The 17,971-nt window shown below is 62.0% G+C and carries 21 protein-coding genes and 1 tRNA gene; 6 read left to right on the forward strand and 16 right to left on the reverse strand.

From position 1 onward, the window contains the following. Nucleotides 1-1,188: a glycosyltransferase gene (locus JVX98_RS15780; RefSeq protein ID WP_205239144.1), complete on the forward strand. Its 1,188-nt coding sequence runs from the start codon at nucleotides 1-3 to the stop codon at nucleotides 1,186-1,188. 95 nt (nucleotides 1,189-1,283) lie between these two features. Here the strand turns inward: JVX98_RS15780 and JVX98_RS15785 are convergent, their stop codons facing one another. The 3 genes from JVX98_RS15785 to JVX98_RS15795 form a co-directional block, all read right to left on the reverse strand. Next, nucleotides 1,284-1,577: a hypothetical protein gene (locus JVX98_RS15785; RefSeq protein WP_205239145.1), complete on the reverse strand. Its 294-nt coding sequence runs from the start codon at nucleotides 1,575-1,577 to the stop codon at nucleotides 1,284-1,286. Nucleotides 1,578-1,897: 320 nt separating this feature from the next. Then, nucleotides 1,898-2,761 (reverse strand): glycosyltransferase family 8 protein, encoded by an 864-nt coding sequence (locus JVX98_RS15790; protein WP_205239146.1) that lies wholly within the window; start codon nucleotides 2,759-2,761, stop codon nucleotides 1,898-1,900. Between the two features lie 156 nt (nucleotides 2,762-2,917). Beyond that, nucleotides 2,918-2,994: transfer RNA gene (locus JVX98_RS15795), tRNA-Pro, on the reverse strand. A gap of 397 nt (nucleotides 2,995-3,391) precedes the next feature. On the opposite strand from JVX98_RS15795, the gene JVX98_RS15800 reads away from it, so the two are divergent. After that, on the forward strand, nucleotides 3,392-3,556 hold the full coding sequence (locus JVX98_RS15800; protein ID WP_192447303.1) for a hypothetical protein: 165 nt from the start codon (nucleotides 3,392-3,394) through the stop codon (nucleotides 3,554-3,556). Nucleotides 3,557-3,757: 201 nt separating this feature from the next. Here JVX98_RS15800 and JVX98_RS15805 read toward each other — a convergent pair whose 3' ends face one another. From JVX98_RS15805 to JVX98_RS15830, 6 genes are all read right to left on the reverse strand, one after another. After that, a complete protein-coding gene (locus JVX98_RS15805) occupies nucleotides 3,758-4,294 on the reverse strand; it encodes a MerR family transcriptional regulator (protein ID WP_034803717.1) in 537 nt (178 codons plus the stop codon). Nucleotides 4,295-4,434: 140 nt separating this feature from the next. Further along, nucleotides 4,435-4,773, reverse strand: coding sequence for an integration host factor subunit alpha (locus JVX98_RS15810; protein WP_034803721.1), 339 nt, complete (start codon nucleotides 4,771-4,773; stop codon nucleotides 4,435-4,437). 92 nt (nucleotides 4,774-4,865) lie between these two features. Further along, complete coding sequence (locus tag JVX98_RS15815) at nucleotides 4,866-5,837, reverse strand: beta-ketoacyl-ACP synthase III (RefSeq protein ID WP_192447304.1); 972 nt, start codon at nucleotides 5,835-5,837, stop codon at nucleotides 4,866-4,868. Between the two features lie 4 nt (nucleotides 5,838-5,841). Beyond that, nucleotides 5,842-6,900, reverse strand: coding sequence for a phosphate acyltransferase PlsX (gene plsX / locus JVX98_RS15820; protein WP_192447305.1), 1,059 nt, complete (start codon nucleotides 6,898-6,900; stop codon nucleotides 5,842-5,844). Nucleotides 6,901-7,102: 202 nt separating this feature from the next. Then, on the reverse strand, nucleotides 7,103-7,654 hold the full coding sequence (locus JVX98_RS15825; RefSeq protein ID WP_205239147.1) for a DUF177 domain-containing protein: 552 nt from the start codon (nucleotides 7,652-7,654) through the stop codon (nucleotides 7,103-7,105). 89 nt (nucleotides 7,655-7,743) lie between these two features. Further along, the gene (locus JVX98_RS15830; protein ID WP_043611452.1) at nucleotides 7,744-8,283 is read right to left on the reverse strand and encodes a ubiquinol-cytochrome C chaperone family protein; all 540 of its coding nucleotides are present in this window, start codon (nucleotides 8,281-8,283) and stop codon (nucleotides 7,744-7,746) included. A gap of 138 nt (nucleotides 8,284-8,421) precedes the next feature. On the opposite strand from JVX98_RS15830, the gene JVX98_RS15835 reads away from it, so the two are divergent. After that, complete coding sequence (locus JVX98_RS15835; RefSeq protein WP_043611497.1) at nucleotides 8,422-8,928, forward strand: outer membrane protein assembly factor BamE; 507 nt, start codon at nucleotides 8,422-8,424, stop codon at nucleotides 8,926-8,928. A 70-nt stretch (nucleotides 8,929-8,998) separates the two neighbouring features. Here JVX98_RS15835 and JVX98_RS15840 read toward each other — a convergent pair whose 3' ends face one another. From JVX98_RS15840 to ribH, 4 genes are all read right to left on the reverse strand, one after another. Beyond that, the gene (locus JVX98_RS15840; RefSeq protein WP_192447308.1) at nucleotides 8,999-11,134 is read right to left on the reverse strand and encodes a sodium-translocating pyrophosphatase; all 2,136 of its coding nucleotides are present in this window, start codon (nucleotides 11,132-11,134) and stop codon (nucleotides 8,999-9,001) included. A gap of 196 nt (nucleotides 11,135-11,330) precedes the next feature. After that, complete coding sequence (locus JVX98_RS15845) at nucleotides 11,331-12,560, reverse strand: MFS transporter (protein WP_371826549.1); 1,230 nt, start codon at nucleotides 12,558-12,560, stop codon at nucleotides 11,331-11,333. Between the two features lie 5 nt (nucleotides 12,561-12,565). After that, complete coding sequence (nusB, locus tag JVX98_RS15850) at nucleotides 12,566-13,048, reverse strand: transcription antitermination factor NusB (protein ID WP_043611449.1); 483 nt, start codon at nucleotides 13,046-13,048, stop codon at nucleotides 12,566-12,568. Next, nucleotides 13,045-13,506 carry a 6,7-dimethyl-8-ribityllumazine synthase gene (gene ribH, locus JVX98_RS15855; protein WP_043611448.1) on the reverse strand — a complete coding sequence of 154 codons (462 nt, stop codon included), beginning with the start codon at nucleotides 13,504-13,506 and terminating at the stop codon, nucleotides 13,045-13,047. Before ribH ends, nusB begins: the two co-directional genes overlap by 4 nt. Before the next feature lie 428 nt (nucleotides 13,507-13,934). On the opposite strand from ribH, the gene JVX98_RS15860 reads away from it, so the two are divergent. From JVX98_RS15860 to JVX98_RS15870, 3 genes are all read left to right on the forward strand, one after another. Beyond that, on the forward strand, nucleotides 13,935-14,435 hold the full coding sequence (locus JVX98_RS15860) for a cupin domain-containing protein (protein ID WP_192447309.1): 501 nt from the start codon (nucleotides 13,935-13,937) through the stop codon (nucleotides 14,433-14,435). A 24-nt stretch (nucleotides 14,436-14,459) separates the two neighbouring features. After that, complete coding sequence (locus tag JVX98_RS15865) at nucleotides 14,460-15,035, forward strand: GNAT family N-acetyltransferase (RefSeq protein WP_205239148.1); 576 nt, start codon at nucleotides 14,460-14,462, stop codon at nucleotides 15,033-15,035. Between the two features lie 283 nt (nucleotides 15,036-15,318). Continuing rightward, the gene (locus JVX98_RS15870; protein WP_205239149.1) at nucleotides 15,319-15,669 is read left to right on the forward strand and encodes a hypothetical protein; all 351 of its coding nucleotides are present in this window, start codon (nucleotides 15,319-15,321) and stop codon (nucleotides 15,667-15,669) included. Nucleotides 15,670-15,742: 73 nt separating this feature from the next. Here JVX98_RS15870 and JVX98_RS15875 read toward each other — a convergent pair whose 3' ends face one another. The 3 genes from JVX98_RS15875 to nrdR are packed head-to-tail and all read right to left on the reverse strand — an operon-like array spanning nucleotide 15,743 to nucleotide 17,964. Beyond that, the gene (locus JVX98_RS15875) at nucleotides 15,743-16,363 is read right to left on the reverse strand and encodes a riboflavin synthase (RefSeq protein WP_192447312.1); all 621 of its coding nucleotides are present in this window, start codon (nucleotides 16,361-16,363) and stop codon (nucleotides 15,743-15,745) included. Next, entirely contained in the window at nucleotides 16,363-17,472 is a 1,110-nt protein-coding gene (ribD, locus tag JVX98_RS15880; RefSeq protein WP_205239150.1) for a bifunctional diaminohydroxyphosphoribosylaminopyrimidine deaminase/5-amino-6-(5-phosphoribosylamino)uracil reductase RibD, read from the reverse strand. The genes JVX98_RS15875 and ribD overlap by 1 nt, the downstream gene beginning before the upstream one ends. 18 nt (nucleotides 17,473-17,490) lie before the next feature. Then, nucleotides 17,491-17,964 carry a transcriptional regulator NrdR gene (gene nrdR, locus JVX98_RS15885; protein WP_034803756.1) on the reverse strand — a complete coding sequence of 158 codons (474 nt, stop codon included), beginning with the start codon at nucleotides 17,962-17,964 and terminating at the stop codon, nucleotides 17,491-17,493. Nucleotides 17,965-17,971: the final 7 nt, after the last annotated feature.

The following is a 17,971-nucleotide window of genomic DNA, read 5'->3' on the forward strand; positions in this document are numbered from 1 at the left end:
ATGGAACATGTGGTTCCGCGCCGGTCGCCGGCCCCTTCCCTCAAGCTCCTAGAAGTGCTGGAGCCGAGCGGCGGCGGCTCGGGCCGCCACTTCCTCGATCTCTGCCGCGGCATGCACAAGCGCGGGCATCACGTCGAGGCCGTCTATTCGCCGGTGCGCGCCGAGGAAGGTTTCGTTCGCGAACTGAAGGCAATCGGCCTGCCGGCGGTACACGCCGTCTCGATGAGACGCGCGCCCGGGCCATCTGATGTCGGCTGCTTTCTCGAACTCCGGCGCATCATCCAGAACAACGGTTTCGACATCGTCCATGGCCACAGCTCCAAGGCCGGTGCGCTGACGCGCCTGCGGCTGCCCGGTTCTCATGTGCCGCGTATCTACACACCACACGCCTTTCGCACGCTCGACCCGACGCTCGGCCGCGGCGGACGGCTGATCTATGGCACGATCGAATGGGCGCTGGCCCGCTTCTTTACCGATCACCTGATCTGCGTCTCCGACGACGAGTTCCATCACGCGCTGTCACTGCATATGCCGGAGAAGCGCATGTCGGTGATCGTCAATGGCGTGGCACCGCCCTCGGGCGAAATGGCGCAGACGCTGCGCGCCAGCTTCGGGATCGCGCCGGACGCTTTCGTTTTCGGCTTCGTTGGACGATTGTCCGCCCAGAAGGCGCCGGAACGGCTGATCGCCGCCTTCAAGAGTGTGGCCGCCTCGGTCAGAAACAGCCACCTCGTCATGGTCGGCAGCGGCGAGCTCGAGGGCAGCCTTCGCAAGGCGATTGCCGAAAGCGGGCTGCAGAACCGGATGCATCTGACCTCCGCCTTCACCGGCCCGCAGGCCGTGCCGGCCTTCGACCTCCTGGTGATGCCGAGCCGCTACGAGGCGATGTCCTATGTGATGCTTGAAGGCGCTGCGGCCGGCAAGGCGATCATCGCCACCGATATCGGTGGCGCGCGCACGGTGATCGAGGACGGGCGGAACGGTTATATCCTTCCCAACAGCGACGACACATCAGCACTCGCCGAGAGCATGATTAGTGCCGCGGAGCCCGAACTCTTCAAGGCTCTGTCGGCCAGCGCGGTAAGCCTGAAGGACCGCTTTACGCTTGCCGTCATGCTCGACCGCACGGAGGCCCTTTACCGGAACGCGGCAAAACTGCAGAAGGCCGCCCCTCAGCCAGTCAGCTAGAACGGACAGCGGCGGCGTGATTGCTGCAGCGCGCCTACAGAGAACAAAAAAGAGGCCCTGCTGAAGGACCTCTTTTGCTGCATTTGCAGGATCGCTTAGGGCGTCGATCCTTCTGCGCCCGAACCACCGCCGGTATCGGGATTCGAACTCGGTGCCCCCGTATCGCCGTTGGAATTGGCGGTGCCGGTATCCGGGTTGGAGCTCGCAGCACCGGTATCCGGGTTGGAACTCGCCGTGCCGGTATCACCCGATGAGCCGGTAGGCTGGCCCGGAACGAGGATGACGGCGTCGTCGGCACGGGCGGTGCCGGACGTCGAAATGACCGGCATTGCCGTCAGGGTCGAAAGCCCGAGCAACGACGCGGCAAAAATCTTCGAAAGCGTCTTCATTCCATTTCCTCCTTTGGCAGGCAGGCGCCCGCCATAAGGCCATTCCATCACTTTCGCGAGGACGGCGATCGGCCCCAGCCGCGTGGACCATCGCACCGGAACTAGGCATTTTAGCGATTTCGGATGAGCGATAAATTTTATGCGTTGCAACCAACGGGGGGCCGTGCGGTTTCGTGCGCCGATCACAGCCAAGTGCGACCCGAGCCGGGGCGATGCTGAGATAGCCCGTTACAAGGCCAAACTGAAGCTTGGAGCACCGGAGCCGGCAAGGAGACATCACGATTGCGGACGCCGCCGACAGAACTCCGGCTGGCCGAGTTTCAGCGCTCGAAAAGTCTTCGGACGGAGTGCGTCAGCCGACTGATCCGCTTGTGCCAGCGCGACTTGAGACGCTTCTTTGCCCAAGGCGTCGCTTGCCGGTACTGCAAATACAGGGGCTGCGCCGGGTGCTGGCAACGAACGGAGTTGGGCTTGTCGTGCGTGAAATGGAAGATCGCCGGTTCGTCGGCATGCGAATGCAGGATCACATTCCAACGACGGTCGAGGGAAGCGAATTGCCCAGCGAGAGCGATGTTCAAAGCGTCCTGATCGAAGAATTTCAGCCTTGCGGCCTGTGAACGGACAATATCGAGGCAGCGACTGGAAAGATCCCTCTTCAACCATTCCACAATGTCGATCAGCAAAACGCCGGAATTCATCGTTCTCGTTCCGTCCGGAAGCTTCAGACGCGCATTGTCCTGGTTGGAAACGCCGCCGACAGCGGCCACCGGCATGCCGGACATATCCAGGTTCAGCAACGGACGCAGACTGTCGACCACGATCGTATCGGCGTCGAGATAGACGAGCCGCCCCTCCTTGCAGCCAAGGAGGTCTGGCAAGACAAGCCGGGTATAGATCGACCGGCTCCAGTTGCTGTTGGTCTTCAAGCCCTCGAATTGCCGAAGCGTTTCTTCGGACAATTCGAACAGCGTTAAGCGCAGGCGCCCGCCGCACTGTCTCAGATGCGATTTATCCTTGGGGGTCAGTCCGTCGCAGAAGACGGTGACGTTGACCTCGTCGACATCGCCATTCAGAGCCAGCGTATGCAACATCACTCCGGCGAACTCGACAAACCTGCGGTCCACGGAAGTGACGACAAAACACGCGCTTAAAGCCAAAGCCGATTCATCCGTTTCCGCACGCATCAAGCCCCCCAAATCGTGCCAGGCCATCAAGACAATGCCCCGCTATTCGCCCATCCCTCACGGCAGGGCCGCCGAAGTGATCGGTCGCTAATCGAAAAGATGAAGGGAAATCGAAGTTCCTCGGGGGATTTCGGACATCAAAGCCGAAGGGGAAAATGGTCGGAGCGGCGGGATTCGAACCCACGACCCCTTGACCCCCAGTCAAGTGCGCTACCGGGCTGCGCTACGCTCCGAACCGAGGAAACCCCTATATAACCAACGCTTAGAGCGCAAGCGGGAAAATGCGGCCTGGATCGAAAAAGGAACAAACGGCGTGGAAAAGTATGCTTGGGAGCCGAAAGTCCGACAGGACATTCCGCAAATTCACGGCATGGCATGGCCCCCGTGACGCGACTGCGGACAGAGAAAGCCCCTACCATCCGCGCGCCACTGGATGCCTGCGAGGTCCGATGCTGCGTGGCGACGAAAACACCGACCGCGCGTCCGGCTACGGAACCTTCACCAAAACGAGATCCCGTCGCTCGAAACTTGCTGCCTAACGCAACGTGAGCTTGCCATCATGGATGAATTGAGGGACAGTTTGATACTGGCCCTTGAGGCCTGGAGCGTCTCCCCTTCTAGGAGAAAACCATGCCTCTTAAGTCCCTTATGGCCCTCACCGCGCTTGTGCTTCTCACGCTCTCCGGCTGTGCGACCTCGGGTTCGACCAACACGACCTATGCGCAGTGGACAGGCCCCTACCCTGAGCCTGACGTCTCCGCGGCGAGCCCCGGCGGCTTCCGCATCTCCTACTGACGCTTTTTCAAACGCTGTTGAGGATGGTCGCGCGAACGTCTTGCGGATAGGCGCGCATATGCTCCTCGCCGTCGGGTAGCGCGCCGACGGCACAGGCGCCGTCTTGGTGACCGTATAAAAGATACTTGCGTCGAGACGGCTCGGCCGACATTCAGTCGGGCATCCGAAACCGGTCTTGATCGATCCTCTGGAATGGCTTTCTCAGCGCACCTGGTCGAGCAACCGCTTGCACTCCAGAAGGTCATAGAGCGCCTCCTGTAGCAGGGCGCGATCCTCCTTGCCCACGGACGAGGACTTTCCGAGAGAGATCTCGGGCACGTCGTCACTGCTGCCGCCGAAGGAGAAGAAGCGGCGGCTCGCGGGCGCCTTGGCGCGGCCAACGATCTGATCCTCCTCGGAAAGACCAGCCTTCGGCGGTGCGGGCTCTTCGTTGCTGGAGGCCGCAAGCGCCTCGACGGTCGCGAGATCGCCGCTCGCAATCGCCGCGACGAACTTGTTGCCGTTGGTCTTCAGGAGCTTCTGAACGCCCTTGATCGTATAGCCGTGATCATAGAGCAGATGCCGGATGCCCTTCAAAAGGTCGACATCCTCCGGCCGGTAATACCGCCGGCCACCGCCGCGCTTCATCGGCTTGATCTGCTGGAAGCGGGTTTCCCAGAAACGCAGGACGTGCTGCGGCAGGTCGAGATCGTCAGCGACCTCGCTGATGGTGCGAAAAGCGTCCGGGCTCTTTTCCATATCGTTCCCAATCCATGCCATGCGACTCAGGCTCGAAAGCCGACAATGAGCCGATACCGCGCCAATGATGGCACGAATCGGCTCCATTTCAACGGCTTATGGATGGGTTTTCAACCACATTTGTGGCTGTCGTCTGGCGTTCACGAAACGGGAGACACCGGTTTCTGCTTGGCCCTGCGGCCCAGATGCGCCTTCAGCACGCGCTGCTTCAGGACGTTCGACGCCTTGAAGGTCATCACGCGCCGGGGCGAAATCGGCACTTCCTCACCGGTTTTCGGGTTTCTCCCGATACGTTCGTTCTTGTCGCGGACCTGGAAGGTCGCGAAAGAGGACAGCTTCACACTCTCGCCACGCACGATTGCGTTGCATATTTCGTCAATGACGGTTTCCACCAGCTCGGCAGACTCTGTCCTCGACAGACCCACCTTGCGAAAAACCGACTCAGCCAAGTCCGCCCGTGTTACTGTTTTTCCGCTCATCTTCCCCCACCAACGTCTGGTACGCCGATCAGCGTCCGAAGACTATTGCCCTTGCCTTTTGCGGTCAAGCGCCTGTTGCTTAAGCAATTTCTTTACCAGCGGAGGAGCACGGAGCCCCAGGTGAAGCCACCGCCCATGGCCTCGAGCAGGACAAGGTCACCCTTCTTGATCCGGCCATCGCCCGCCGCCGCATTCAATGCCAGCGGAATGGAGGCTGCGGATGTGTTGCCATGCAGATCGACGGTCACCACAACCTTGTCGAGAGGGATACCAAGCTTCTTGGCGGAACCGTCGATGATGCGGCGGTTGGCCTGGTGCGGGACCAGCCAATCCAGATCTTCGGCCGTCGTCCCGGTCGCCTCGAAGGCGGCCTCGATGACGTCGGTGATCATGCCGACCGCATGCTTGAAGACTTCGCGGCCTTCCATCTTCAGATGGCCGACCGTTCCCGTGGTCGACGGGCCGCCGTCGACATAGAGCTTGTCGCGGTGCGCACCGTCGGAGCGAAGCTTCGCCGTCAGCACGCCGCGATCGGCATTGGTGCCCTCGCCTTCCTGGGCTTCCAGGATGATGGCGCCGGCGCCGTCGCCAAAGAGCACGCAGGTCGTGCGGTCGGTCCAGTCGAGAATGCGGGAGAATGTCTCCGCGCCGATCACCAGCACGCGCTTGGCAAGCCCGCCGCGGATATAAGCATCCGCCGTGGTGACCGCGTAGACGAAGCCCGAGCAGACGGCCTGCATGTCGAAGGCCGCGCCATGGCGCATGCCGAGACGGTCCTGGATGTTGACGGCCGTTGCCGGAAACGTGTTGTCCGGGGTGGAGGTCGCCAGGATGATCAGGTCGATGTCATCAGGCGTAAGCCCGGCATTGGCGAGCGCGGCGCGTGCCGCCCCTTCGCCGAGCGAAGCCGTGGTCTCGCCCTCGCCGGCGATGTAACGCTGCCGGATGCCGGTGCGCTGCACGATCCACTCATCGGACGTATCGACCTTGGATTCCAGCTCCTGATTGGTGACCACGCGCTTCGGCAAAGCTGCGCCGAAACCGCGAACGACGGACCGGATCATCTATTCAAACCTCATCATTCATGCCGGCGGAAAGGGCCTTGGGCGGTTCGCCGCCATGGTACTTCGCCAGATCGAGCTCGATCTTCGCCTTCAGGCCATTCTTCACCATGTCGTAGCCGACGTCGATCGCGGCTGCGAAACCCTCGGCATCCGCACCACCATGGCTCTTGATCACGACGCCATTGAGGCCGAGGAACACGCCGCCATTGACCTTGCGCGGGTCCATCTTCTCCCGCAGGCGGTCGAAGGCGCCCTTGGCCAGGATATAGCCGAGCTTGGCAAGAAGCGTGCGCGACATGGCGGCGCGCAGATATTCGGCGATCTGGCGCGCGGTGCCTTCGGCAGCCTTCAGTGCGATATTGCCGGAAAAACCTTCCGTGACGACGACGTCGACGGTTCCGCGACCGATATCGTCGCCCTCGACGAAGCCGTAATAGTCGAAGCCGTCGATATTGGCTTCACGGATCAGGCGGCCGGCTTCCTTGACCTCTTCCTGTCCCTTGATCTCCTCGACGCCGACATTCAGCAACCCGACCATCGGTCGTTCGATCTCGAACAGCGCGCGCGCCATGGCGCCGCCCATCAGCGCGAAATCCATCAGTTGCTGCGCGTCCGCACCGATCGTCGCGCCGACATCGAGCACGATGCTCTCGCCCTTCAGCGTCGGCCAGATGGCGGCGATCGCCGGCCGTTGAATTCCCTGCATGGTGCGCAGACAGAAGACCGACATGGCCATCAGCGCGCCGGTATTGCCGGCGGAGACGACGACGTCTGCCTCGCCGGCGTTGATCGCGTCGATCGCTTTCCACATGCTCGACTTGCCGCGGCCGCGGCGAAGCGCCTGGCTCGGTTTCTCGTCCATGGCGACTGCAATCTCGCAGTCGTAAAAGGTGCTGTTGGCCTTCAGCTTCGGATATTTTTCAAGGAGGCCCGCGCACTGCGCTTCGATGCCGAACAAAACGAACTTGATGTCCGGATGACGTTCAAGCGCTCTTGCGGCGCCGGGGATGACGACTTCAGGACCATAGTCGCCCCCCATCACGTCAAGTGAAATTCTGACCACGCGTGTCTTATCCTTTATTTCTGCCACACAACACGTGCCGCCGCGGCGCACTCAACGGAAACGCATAGACGAAACATATTGCTTCTGACGCTTGAGCCAAGCACGCGGCAGATCGCTTTGGCGGCTCTTCTGGCCGGTTTGGGGCCAAAATACTGCTTTTCCATTGCGTGACAACCGAATTGTAGATGACGCTTTCGCGACCTCAGTCCTTTTTCCAGTCCTTCAGGACCGCAAAGGGGTTCGGCTTCTTGTCATCGGCAGATGTGCTCTCGATGCGCTCGCCGAACGTCACGCCGGGCTTACGGGGATAAGGGTCGATCGCGAGCGCGACCTGCTCGCTGACGACGACGCCGGCGTCGATGGTGTCGCCGACAAAGGTATCGGGAATATCGGGACCGTCAGGGTCGAGAACCATCTCGCCGCCGTCATTGCTTGTCTGGCGGGCGAGCCGCGAGCCCTCGGGCACGAAGATCGCCTCGACCAGCTCGTTGATATCGGCTTCGACCGGCTCAAGCGTGACAACACAGCTCTGCACGATGCGGGCCTTGACGTCGCCCTTGATCTTCACGCCATCCTTCTTCCAGCGCGCGATTTGCAGGTCGGCCTCGAGCGACAGGACATCGTTGATGTTCCAAAGCTCGGCAAGCGCCTTGCGCTCGCGCTCATTGGCGGAGAGGTGAACGCTGACCGCGTTCGCCGAAATGTGCCCTACCTTCACCGGGTAAGAAAAGGCCGGCCGGCTTTCGTCTTTCATAATTGGATCCTTCCTCGCGCGGGCTTACCTGGCGCCCATCGCGAATGCAGCCGCCGACCGGCTGCCGGTGGCGACGCTCTTGTTTTCTATTACGCCCCAGCCGGCGGAATGTGCAACTGGCCGACTTCGACGACGTCTTCCGCGACATCGACGAGCTGCGCCTCGACCGCCAGCAGATAGCCAGCAAGCGCCACCATCGAAGGCGCGGCGTCGCCGCCATCCGGATGGAAGTTGCGCCTGAGCGCGGCCGCCAGAGCCTCGACGTCCTTCGTTTCCAGCGCCGCCGCGTACGATTCGAGCCGGCCGTAATACATGCCGGCCAGCTTCTTCATCTTCTTCGGCACGCCGGCGTCACCGACGCCGAGCTCGCGGATCGAATGATCCACGTCCTCGAAGAAGGCATCGATGATCTCCTGGGCGATTTCCTGGCCCGCCCTCGCCGAAGCGCGCGTACGGCGGAAATAGAGGATCAGCGTTGCCGACAGCATCTCGAACCGTCCCATCACCGTGTCCGGCACATCGAGGTCGGTGTAGAGGTAGGGCTGGCGTGCGGCGGCCGTCAGCAATGCATATTGCCGCTCGACAATCGCGGTGTTGCCACTTTTTCTTTTAAACAGTCCAAAAATCATCACAAAGCTCGGGCTTGGCTTTCTCGAAATGCGCGCAAGCGCCCATGACGTTGTTGCATGACAGCCGAAGCTGGTTTACCGAAGCAGGCACGAATTGCAATGGCGGATCTGCCATCGTTTCTCCAAGGGGAGCTGTCGTTGACGAAGCGGTATTTGAGAAAAAACTTTAAGACCCTCGGCCGCGTGGCGGTCGTAGCCACAATCGCCGGTTTTACCCTTTCTGCCTGCCAGTCCGCCAATGTCGGCGAAGTTCTCCATCAGGGCTATGTGGTTGATCAGGAAACGCTAAACCTCGTTCCGGTCGGCTCCAGCCGCGAGCAGGTGCTGCTCTCGCTCGGCACGCCCTCGACGACGGCAACCTTCGACAACGAAGTGTTCTACTACATTTCGCAGACGCGCAAGCGCCCTGTCGCCTTCATGAAGCCGCAGCTGGTCGACCAGTCGATCCTGGCCGTCTATTTCGACAAGGAAGGCACCGTCAGCCAGCTTGCTCACTACACGCTGAAGGACGGCAAGGTCTTCGACATGCTGACCCGCACGACGCCGACAGGCGGCAAGGAAACGAGCTTCCTCGGCCAGCTGTTGACCGGGCCCGGCGCCGGTCAGGCCGCGGCGCGCAGCCTGTTCAAGGACTTCGGCAACTAAGTTCTGCTCGATCCAGCAAAAAGCCCGCGAAACACTGTCTCGCGGGCTTTTTTCATTTCGGCGATGCGCTTCAGGCGAGGACGGCCAGAAGCAGCAAAGCGACGATGTTGGTGATCTTGATCGCCGGGTTGACCGCCGGACCAGCCGTGTCCTTGTAGGGGTCGCCGACGGTATCGCCGGTCACCGACGCCTTGTGGGCGTCGGAGCCCTTCAGATGACGTTCGCCGTTCTTGTCGACGAAACCGTCCTCGAAGCTCTTCTTGGCATTGTCCCAGGCGCCACCGCCCGAAGTCATCGAAATCGCCACGAAGAGGCCGTTGACGATGACACCCAGCAGAGAGGCACCGAGAGCCGCGAAGGCCGAAGCCTTCGAGCCCGAAAGCAGCAGCACGCCGAAATAGACGACGACGGGCGCCAGCACCGGCAGCAGCGAAGGGATGACCATTTCACGGATCGCCGCCTTCGTCAGAAGGTCGACGGCGCGGCCATAGTCCGGCCGTTCCGTGCCTGCCATGATGCCGGGCTTCTCGCGAAACTGCCGGCGAACCTCCTCGACGATCGAGCCGGCTGCACGGCCGACGGCGGTCATGGCAATGCCACCGAAGAGATAGGGAATGAGGCCACCGAAGATCAGGCCGGCAACCACATAGGGGTTGGAGAGGTCGAAGGAGATCTGCCCCACATCGGCGAAGTAAGGATATTTGTCGCCATTTGCGGCGAAATAGCTCAGATCGTTCGAATAGGCTGCAAAAAGTACCAGCGCGCCGAGACCGGCAGAACCGATTGCGTAGCCTTTGGTGACGGCCTTGGTGGTGTTGCCGACCGCATCAAGCGCGTCGGTGGATTTGCGCACCTCCGGCGGCAGATGCGACATCTCCGCGATACCGCCGGCATTGTCGGTCACTGGCCCGAAGGCGTCCAGCGCCACGATCATGCCGGCAATGCCGAGCATGGCGGTAACGGCAATGCCGGTGCCGAAGAGGCCGGCAAGCTGGTAGGTCGCGATGATGCCGCCGACGATGACGATCGCCGGCAGCGCGGTCGATTCCAGCGAGACGGCAAGCCCCTGGATGACGTTGGTGCCGTGGCCGGTGACGGAGGCCTGGGCGATCGAATTCACCGGCCGCTTGTTGGTGCCGGTATAGTATTCCGTGATCACCACGATCAGCGCCGTGACCACCAGCCCGAGAATGCCGCAGATGAACAGGTTCCAGCCCGTGATGTCCTTGCCGGCGACGGTACCGATCGAGCCCCATCCGATGGTGAAGGACGTGGCCGCGCCGAGACCGAGGATCGACAGCACGCCGGTGACGATCAGCCCCCTGTACAGCGCGCCCATGATCGAATTGTTGGCGCCGAGCTTCACGAAGAAGGTGCCGACGATCGAGGTGATGATGCAGGCGGCGCAGATTGCCAGCGGATAGACCATGATCGTTGCGAGCAGCGGCGTCCCGGCAAAGAAGATGGCCGCCAGCACCATGGTTGCGACGATGGAGACAGCGTAGGTCTCGAACAGGTCGGCGGCCATGCCGGCGCAGTCGCCGACATTGTCGCCGACGTTGTCGGCAATGGTCGCCGGATTGCGCGGGTCGTCTTCCGGAATGCCGGCTTCGACCTTACCCACGAGGTCGCCGCCGACGTCGGCACCCTTAGTGAAGATGCCACCGCCGAGACGGGCGAAGATCGAAATCAGCGATGCGCCGAAACCGAGCGAGACCAGGGCATCGATGACTTCGCGCGAGGCAGGCTCATGCCCCATGCCGGCCGTGAGGACGACGTAGTAGACCGAGACCCCGAGAAGGGCCAGGCCCGCAACGAGAAGGCCGGTGATTGCGCCGGATTTGAAGGCGATGTCGAGACCGGAGGCAAGGCTGACGGAAGCCGCCTGGGCCGTGCGCACATTGGCCCGCACCGAAACATGCATGCCGATGAAACCCGCGGCACCCGAAAGGATCGCACCGATCAGAAAGCCGAAAGCGGCGGCGGGAGAAAGAAGAACCCAAGCGGCGATGAATACGACGACGCCGACAATGGCAATGGTCTTGTATTGACGCGTGAGATAGGCCTGCGCCCCTTCACGAATGTAGCCTGCGATTTCTTGCATGCGGGCGTTCCCCTGGTCGGCGGCAAGCACCGACTGTGTTGCCCAGATGGCGTAAGCCACCGCGAGCAACCCGCATGCGATAACGCCCAATAAAATGGTCATTTCGCATTACCCTCCGTTACAACCCGCGGACTCACTCCCGGCCGCAGGCCCCTCAAAACCGCGAATCACGCACCACCTCCTCAAGCAGCACCCCTCACGGCGCGGCCAGAGTGCGGTTGCAACGGGAGATCGTCAAGCCCCGAGAAACGCCACTGGCGGCGCCTCGTTCGCTTTAGATTTCAGGGGAATGGAAGCGTTAGGCGGCGGCCTTGCGCGGCGCCCGCTTCAGGAGCAAGAGGAGGATAAGGCAAACGATCGTCACCGGCCACACGACTGCGTTCAGCATGTCCCAGCCATAGGCGGTGAGGACCTTGCCCGAGGCAAACGACGACAGCGCCACGGTGGTGAACAGGATGATGTCGTGGAAGGCCTGGACCTTGTCGGCTTCCTGCGGCCGGTAGCTGCTGGCGACGATCGCCGTCGAGCCGATGAAGCCGAAGTTCCAGCCGAGGCCAAGCAGCACCAGCGCACCCCAGAAGTTCCAGAGCTCGATGCCCATATGCGCGACTGCGGCGCAGGCCATGAGCAAGAGCAGGCCGCAACCGACGATGCGTTCGGCGCCGAAGCGGCTGATAAGCATGCCGGTGACGAAGCTCGGCGCAAACATCGCCAGCACGTGCCACTGGATGCCGAGCGTGGCGAGTTCGGTCGAGAAGCCGCAGCCGATCACCATGGCGACGGGCGCGCCGGTCATCATGAAGGTCATCAGCGCGTAGCTGGAAATGCCGCAGATCATGCCGGTGGCAAAGCGCTGGCTGCGGACGATTTCGCCGAGCGGACGAACGGACTGATCGTGGTGGGCACTCACCATTGCGCCCGGCTCGGGCAGCCGCAGCGGCGCGAAAAACAGGGCAGCCACGAGGCAAATCGGCATCAGGACGACGAAAGCCCCGGCAAAAGAAACCGGCGCGAACAGGTCGCCAGCGAAAATGACGATCTGCGGACCGAGAACGGCGGAAACGATGCCGCCGCCAAGGATCAGCGAAATTGCCTTGGGCTTGTAAAACGACGGCGAAGCGTCGGCAGCGGCAAAGCGCAGCTTCTGTGTAAAGCCGTTCGACGAGCCGAGCATCGCGAGTGCGAAGGCGAAGAGCCAGAAATTCTCGCGGAAGAGTGCGACGGCGGCGAGCGCTGCCCCGGCGGCCGCGATTGCGGTCCCGCTCATGAAGGCGAAACGGCGGCCGATCAGGCGCGACAATACCGCAACAAGCACAACGCCCAGCGCCATGCCGACGTTGAACGCGGTGAGCGGCGCGGTGGCCAGCGACTTGTCTTCCGCCAGCATCTGGTAACCGGCGACACCGCCGACCGAAAAGCAGATGGGGCCGACGACGCCGAGCACGGCCTGCGCGGCGGTCAGGAGGTAAACGTTGCGGCGTGTTTCGCGAAGGGTCTTGCCCATGTCATCTGCAGCAGCCGCAACCATCGACCTTATTTCCTCGGTTCGCCGCGGACCTGTCGGGCAATGCGGTCGAGGACAGCATTGACCAGCTTGGGCTCGTCATCCGAGAAGAAAGCCTTGGCGATCTCGACATACTCCGTGACGATCACCGGAACCGGCACGTCCTTGCGCTCAAGCATCTCGAAGGTGCCCGCACGCAGGATGGCGCGCACGGTGGAATCGAGACGCGACAACGCCCAGTCGTCCTGAAGCGCCGAGCCGATCAGCGGATCAAGCTTGCGCTGGTCGCGCACGACACCGGCGACAATCGACCGGAACCAGGAGGGGTCGGCCTTCAGGTAGGTGTCGCCATCGACATCCTGTCCGAGGCGATGCGCTTCGTATTCAGCAACCACTTCGAGGACACCGGTGCCGCCGATGTCCATCTGATAGAGCGCCTGCACCGCAGCAAGGCGTGCTGCACCGCGCTGGTTGACCTGCTTCAGCGGTTGATCCGAGGGGGTTTTCGTCACTTTTCCGTGCCCAGTTTCTTCTTAAGTTCAATCATGGTCAGTGCCGCACGCGCAGCAAAGCCACCCTTGTCGCCTTCCGAGCGGCGCGCACGCGCCCAGGCCTGATCGTCGTTTTCGACCGTCAAGATACCGTTGCCGATCGCGAGGCTCTCGCTCACCGCAAGATCCATGATCGCGCGCGAGGATTCGTTCGCGACGATGTCGAAATGATAGGTTTCGCCACGAATGACCATGCCAAGGGCAACGAAACCGTCGTATTCGGTGCCACCTTCGTCAGCGCCGTCGAGCGCCATGGCGATCGCCGGCGGGATTTCGAGAGCACCCGGAACTGTTACGATATCATAGGTCGCCCCGGCTTCGTCCAGCGCATGTTTCGCTCCGTCGAGCAGAGCGTCGGCCATATCGTCATAGAAACGCGCTTCCACAATCAGGATGTGGGCTGCCGTGGTCTCTGCCATGGATCACCTGTCTTTGAGAATTCAGCGCCGGATGCGACCGGCCAAGGCGGCGGTCAAACCACGCCCGGCGTCGAATGGCAAGCAAATTCCACCACAGACGGCCTTTTGCCGCGTCCGGCGGCCGCCAATAACCAGCATCCTAAGCTTCGCGGTTCCTCCAATTCGGTCCCACCGGAGGGCACTGCCGCCGACCGGCGAAGACGGCAAGCCGCACGCCTTATTCGCACCCATACGCGGCCTCACAGCCCCTGGTGAAACCATCGCGCGATTGCGCCTAGATGGTCTCGCCGATGGATTGCAACACTAGGATGTATTCCTGTAACCATCGTCGCTAATTTTAGCGATCGCAGGTTGACGACGGGACGAACGCGCGACACGGATAGAACGTATTAGCGTTACCGCGACAACGGTGCGCCAGGGAGGACCATGTGACCGATACGAAAAAGCCGATCGTTAATCCCAAAAACCTGGAACTCGACCACTGGACGCAAGGCACTTTCTTCGAATCCCGCGACGTCGCCTTCGGCGCGCTGCTAGGCCTCAAGGATCTGGGCATCGGCTACGGTGAAGTGCCGCCGGGAAAGTCCGGTTGCCCGTTTCACAATCACCATGTCGAAGAGGAAATGTTCATTATCCTCGAGGGTGAAGGGACTTACCGCTTCGGCAGCGAGCGTTACGCGGTCGGCCCGGGCGACATTCTGGGCGCGCCTGCGGGTGGTCCTGAAACAGCGCATCACCTGATCAATACGGGCACAGTGCCGCTCAAGTACCTTTCGATCTCGACCAAGGCGGCAACCGAAATCTGCGAGTACCCGGATTCGGGCAAGTTCCTCGCCAGGACGCGCGGTACCAAGGGCGAACGGTCGTTCAGCTTCACCGGCCGACCAGAAAGCGCCGTCGACTACTGGGACGGCGAGCCCGGTGCCTGACATCATCACAGCATAGGATCGAATATGCATAGCGTTCCCATCATCGAGACCGATCGCCTTGTCCTGCGCCCCTATCGCCGTGACGATTTTCCCTCCTATTCCGCGCTGTTCGGCGATGCCGAGGTCATCCGTTATGTCGGCGGGGTGCCGTTTACGCGGGAGCAGTCCTGGACCCGCTTCCTGCGCCAGGTCGGCATGTGGCACTATTTCGGCTTCGGCTTCTTTGCCATCCAGGACCGGGAGACCGGGACCTTTCTCGGCGAGGCCGGTTTCCACGACGTGCATCGCGCCATCACGCCTTCACTCGAAGGGACGATGGAAACGGGGTGGGCGCTGTCGCCGAAAGCGCATGGCAAGGGGCTCGCAACCGAGGCCGTCAGCGCGGCGCTCAAATGGGCCGACCACCAGTTTCCGACGTTGCGCAAGACCTGCATCATCGATATCGGCAACCACGCGTCGATCCGGGTCGCCGAGAAGCATGGCTTCAAGGAATTCTGGCGCACGACCTATCACGGCAACCACGTGATCATGTTCGAGCGCCACCAGAAGGCAGCGGCTGCGACAGGCGAAAGATGGGCTCGCGCGCACGCCGAAACATGAACAAGTTTTAATTGTTTTCCCGATGCCAATGCCTTGGAAAGGGCCACATTCCGGCCCAGTTTCCTAGTCGTTGGCACGACGCGCCCTCCCCAAGAAGGGAGCAAACGCCGACCAATCAGTCGAAACAGTCCAGCGTTTTTGCTTGCGGGTGACAACACCCGCAAACGAACCCTGCTGGCCGCCGCAATAGGCGAACCTCACCGGCCCGGAAACCCGCAAGGTTCCCGCGTTCCCGTATCGGGCCGGCTTGCGCCTTGTTGCCGGTAAACAAAGGAGCATGACCATGAACCGCATAGCCAAGCTTTCCGTCATCGCTGCTCTCTCCGCCCTTTCCTTCGGCGGCGTCTCCTATGCTGCGAGCGCAGCCATGAACTGGCCGGCCGAAATCGACCCCACCGTTCGCGATTTCAAGGGCGATCATTTCAACGTCGTCGACGTGGATACGCTGAAGGAATCGAGCCAGACGCGCATGTGGATCAACGAAGCGACGCCGCAACAGCTTTCGTCCCTGCACGCAGCCGTCGAAGGCAACAAGCCGCTTGCAGCCAAGCTGAAGGCGCAGAATGTCGAGATGAACAACATTGCCGGCGCCGAACAGGCGGCCGACGGCAGCCTGACCCTCTACGTGCGTTGAGCGTCAACATCTCCCGAAACCAGAACCGCCCCCGATCGGGGGCGGTTTGCATTCGGCGAAAGAGGAAGTCAGTTCACTCCGGCTTTGGCGCCGGGAACTCCGCGAGGCGCGCCGCGTAGCGCGCCATGGTGTCGACCTCGAAGTTGACGAAATCGCCGGCCTTGCGCTCGCCCCAGGTCGTGACCTCCAGCGAGTGACGGATCAGGAGCACGTCGAATTCGGCGCCAGCGACCTTGTTGACCGTCAGCGACGTACCGTCTAGCGCGACCGATCCCTTTGGCGCGACGAACTTTGCCAGATGCTCAGGCGCCCGCAGACGAAATCGCACGGCGTCGCCTTCCGCTTCCACCGACAGAATTTCCGCCTTGTCGTCGACATGGCCGGAAACCAAGTGGCCACCGAGTTCGTCGCCGATCTTCAAGGACCGCTCGAGATTGATGCGCGTGCCTTTCGTCCAGCCCGCGATCGTCGTCAGCCGCAGCGCCTCTTCCCAGGCCTCGACCTCGAACCAGCGCTCGTTGCTGCCGGCGTCAGGCAAAGCCGTCACCGTCAGGCATACGCCGGAGTGGGCGATGGAGGCCCCCATGTCGATCGTCTTCGGATCGTAGCGCGTGGCGACACGCAGCTTGATGCCTTCCTTCAGCGGGGTGACGGAATCGACGGTGCCGATATCGGTAACAATGCCTGTGAACATCAGTTCTCTCTTTCGTATTCCTCGAACAGATCGTCGCCATAGCGTGCCTCGGCGACGCGGCGGAAGCCTGCCGGCACGGACTTACGGTCAAATGGGGATGCGATGCCGTTTTCGCCAATGGTCCCCGGTCCGGTGTAGAGCTGGATGCGGTCGACAAGGTTCGCATCGAGAAAGGCGCGCGCAGCCACTGCACCGCCTTCAACCATCAGCGAGGAGAGACCGCGGGACGCGAGTGCGGTAAGAAGGTCGGCGATCGATCCGGCTTCGAGCACCTCGACGCCGGCCGCCTCCAGGGCCGCCTTGCGTGCTGCTCGGCCATCATCCGCATCCGAATCAGCATCACCGGAACCGTCGCTGGAGACCACGATGACGGGGACCTCCCGCGCCGTTAACACAAGTTTGGAGGAAAGCGGCAGGTCGAGCCGGCGATCGAGAACGATGCGCAGCGGCGAACGATGTTCGAGCCCCGGCAAGCGCACGGTCAATTCCGGATCGTCGGCCGCAGCCGTGCCGATCCCGACCAGGATCGCGTCGGTCTCCGCCCGCAGCATCTGTACTTGACCACGGGAGATGGAACCGGTGATGCGCACCTGCCCCTCGCCCTTGCGCCCGATCATGCCATCGGCCGAAACGGCAAGCTTGAGAGTCACATAGGGACGTCGGCTGACCTGGCGCATGAGGTAGGCTTCAAGCGCCTGATGCCCGTCCTCGGGGAGCACACCGATATCGACGGTGATGCCGGCATCGCGCAGGCGCACGACGCCGCGCCCTGCGACCCGCACGTCCGGATCGAGGATCGAGATCACCACGCGGGATATGCCGGAGGCGACGAGCGCATCGGCGCAGGGCGGCGTCTTGCCGTGATGGGAGCAAGGCTCGAGCGTCACGTAGGCGGTCGCACCCCTTGCCTTCTCGCCGGCCTCGGTCAGCGCCTGGGTTTCGGCATGCGGACGGCCGCTTCGCGCGGTTACGGCCCGGCCGACGATAACACCGTCCTTGACGATCAGGCAGGCGACGGAGGGATTGGTGGATGTCTGTCCGAGATGGTGGCGAGCCAGCCTCAGCGCCGCGGCCATGAACCTCTCGTCTTCACGGTTGGGCGCTTTCATGGCTCTATCCAGCGTGAGCTATTCGCCGGGATCGCGCGCGATCTTGGCGCTGATCTCGGTGATGACCTTCTCGAAATCCTCCGCATGGGAGAAATCGCGATAGACCGAAGCGTAGCGCACGAAGGCCACGTCATCGAGGCTCTTCAGCGCTTCGAGCACCTGCAGGCCGATTTCTTCCGAAGGGATCTCGGTCTCGCCGGAGCTTTCGAGGCGGCGCACGATCCCGGAGACCGCCCGCTCGATGCGGTCGCGATCGACCGGGCGCTTGCGCAGCGCGATCTCGAAGGAGCGCAAAAGCTTGTCCCGGTCGAAAGGAACCTTCCGACCGGTTTTCTTGATGATCATCAGCTCGCGCAACTGCACCCGTTCGAAGGTCGTGAAACGACCTCCACAATCCGGACAAATCCGGCGGCGGCGAATGGCATTCCCGTCCTCTGCCGGACGGGAATCCTTCACCTGACTGTCTTCAGAACCGCAATAGGGGCAGCGCATGGGCGAC

The organism is Ensifer sp. PDNC004, from assembly GCF_016919405.1.
Classification (GTDB): domain Bacteria; phylum Pseudomonadota; class Alphaproteobacteria; order Rhizobiales; family Rhizobiaceae; genus Ensifer.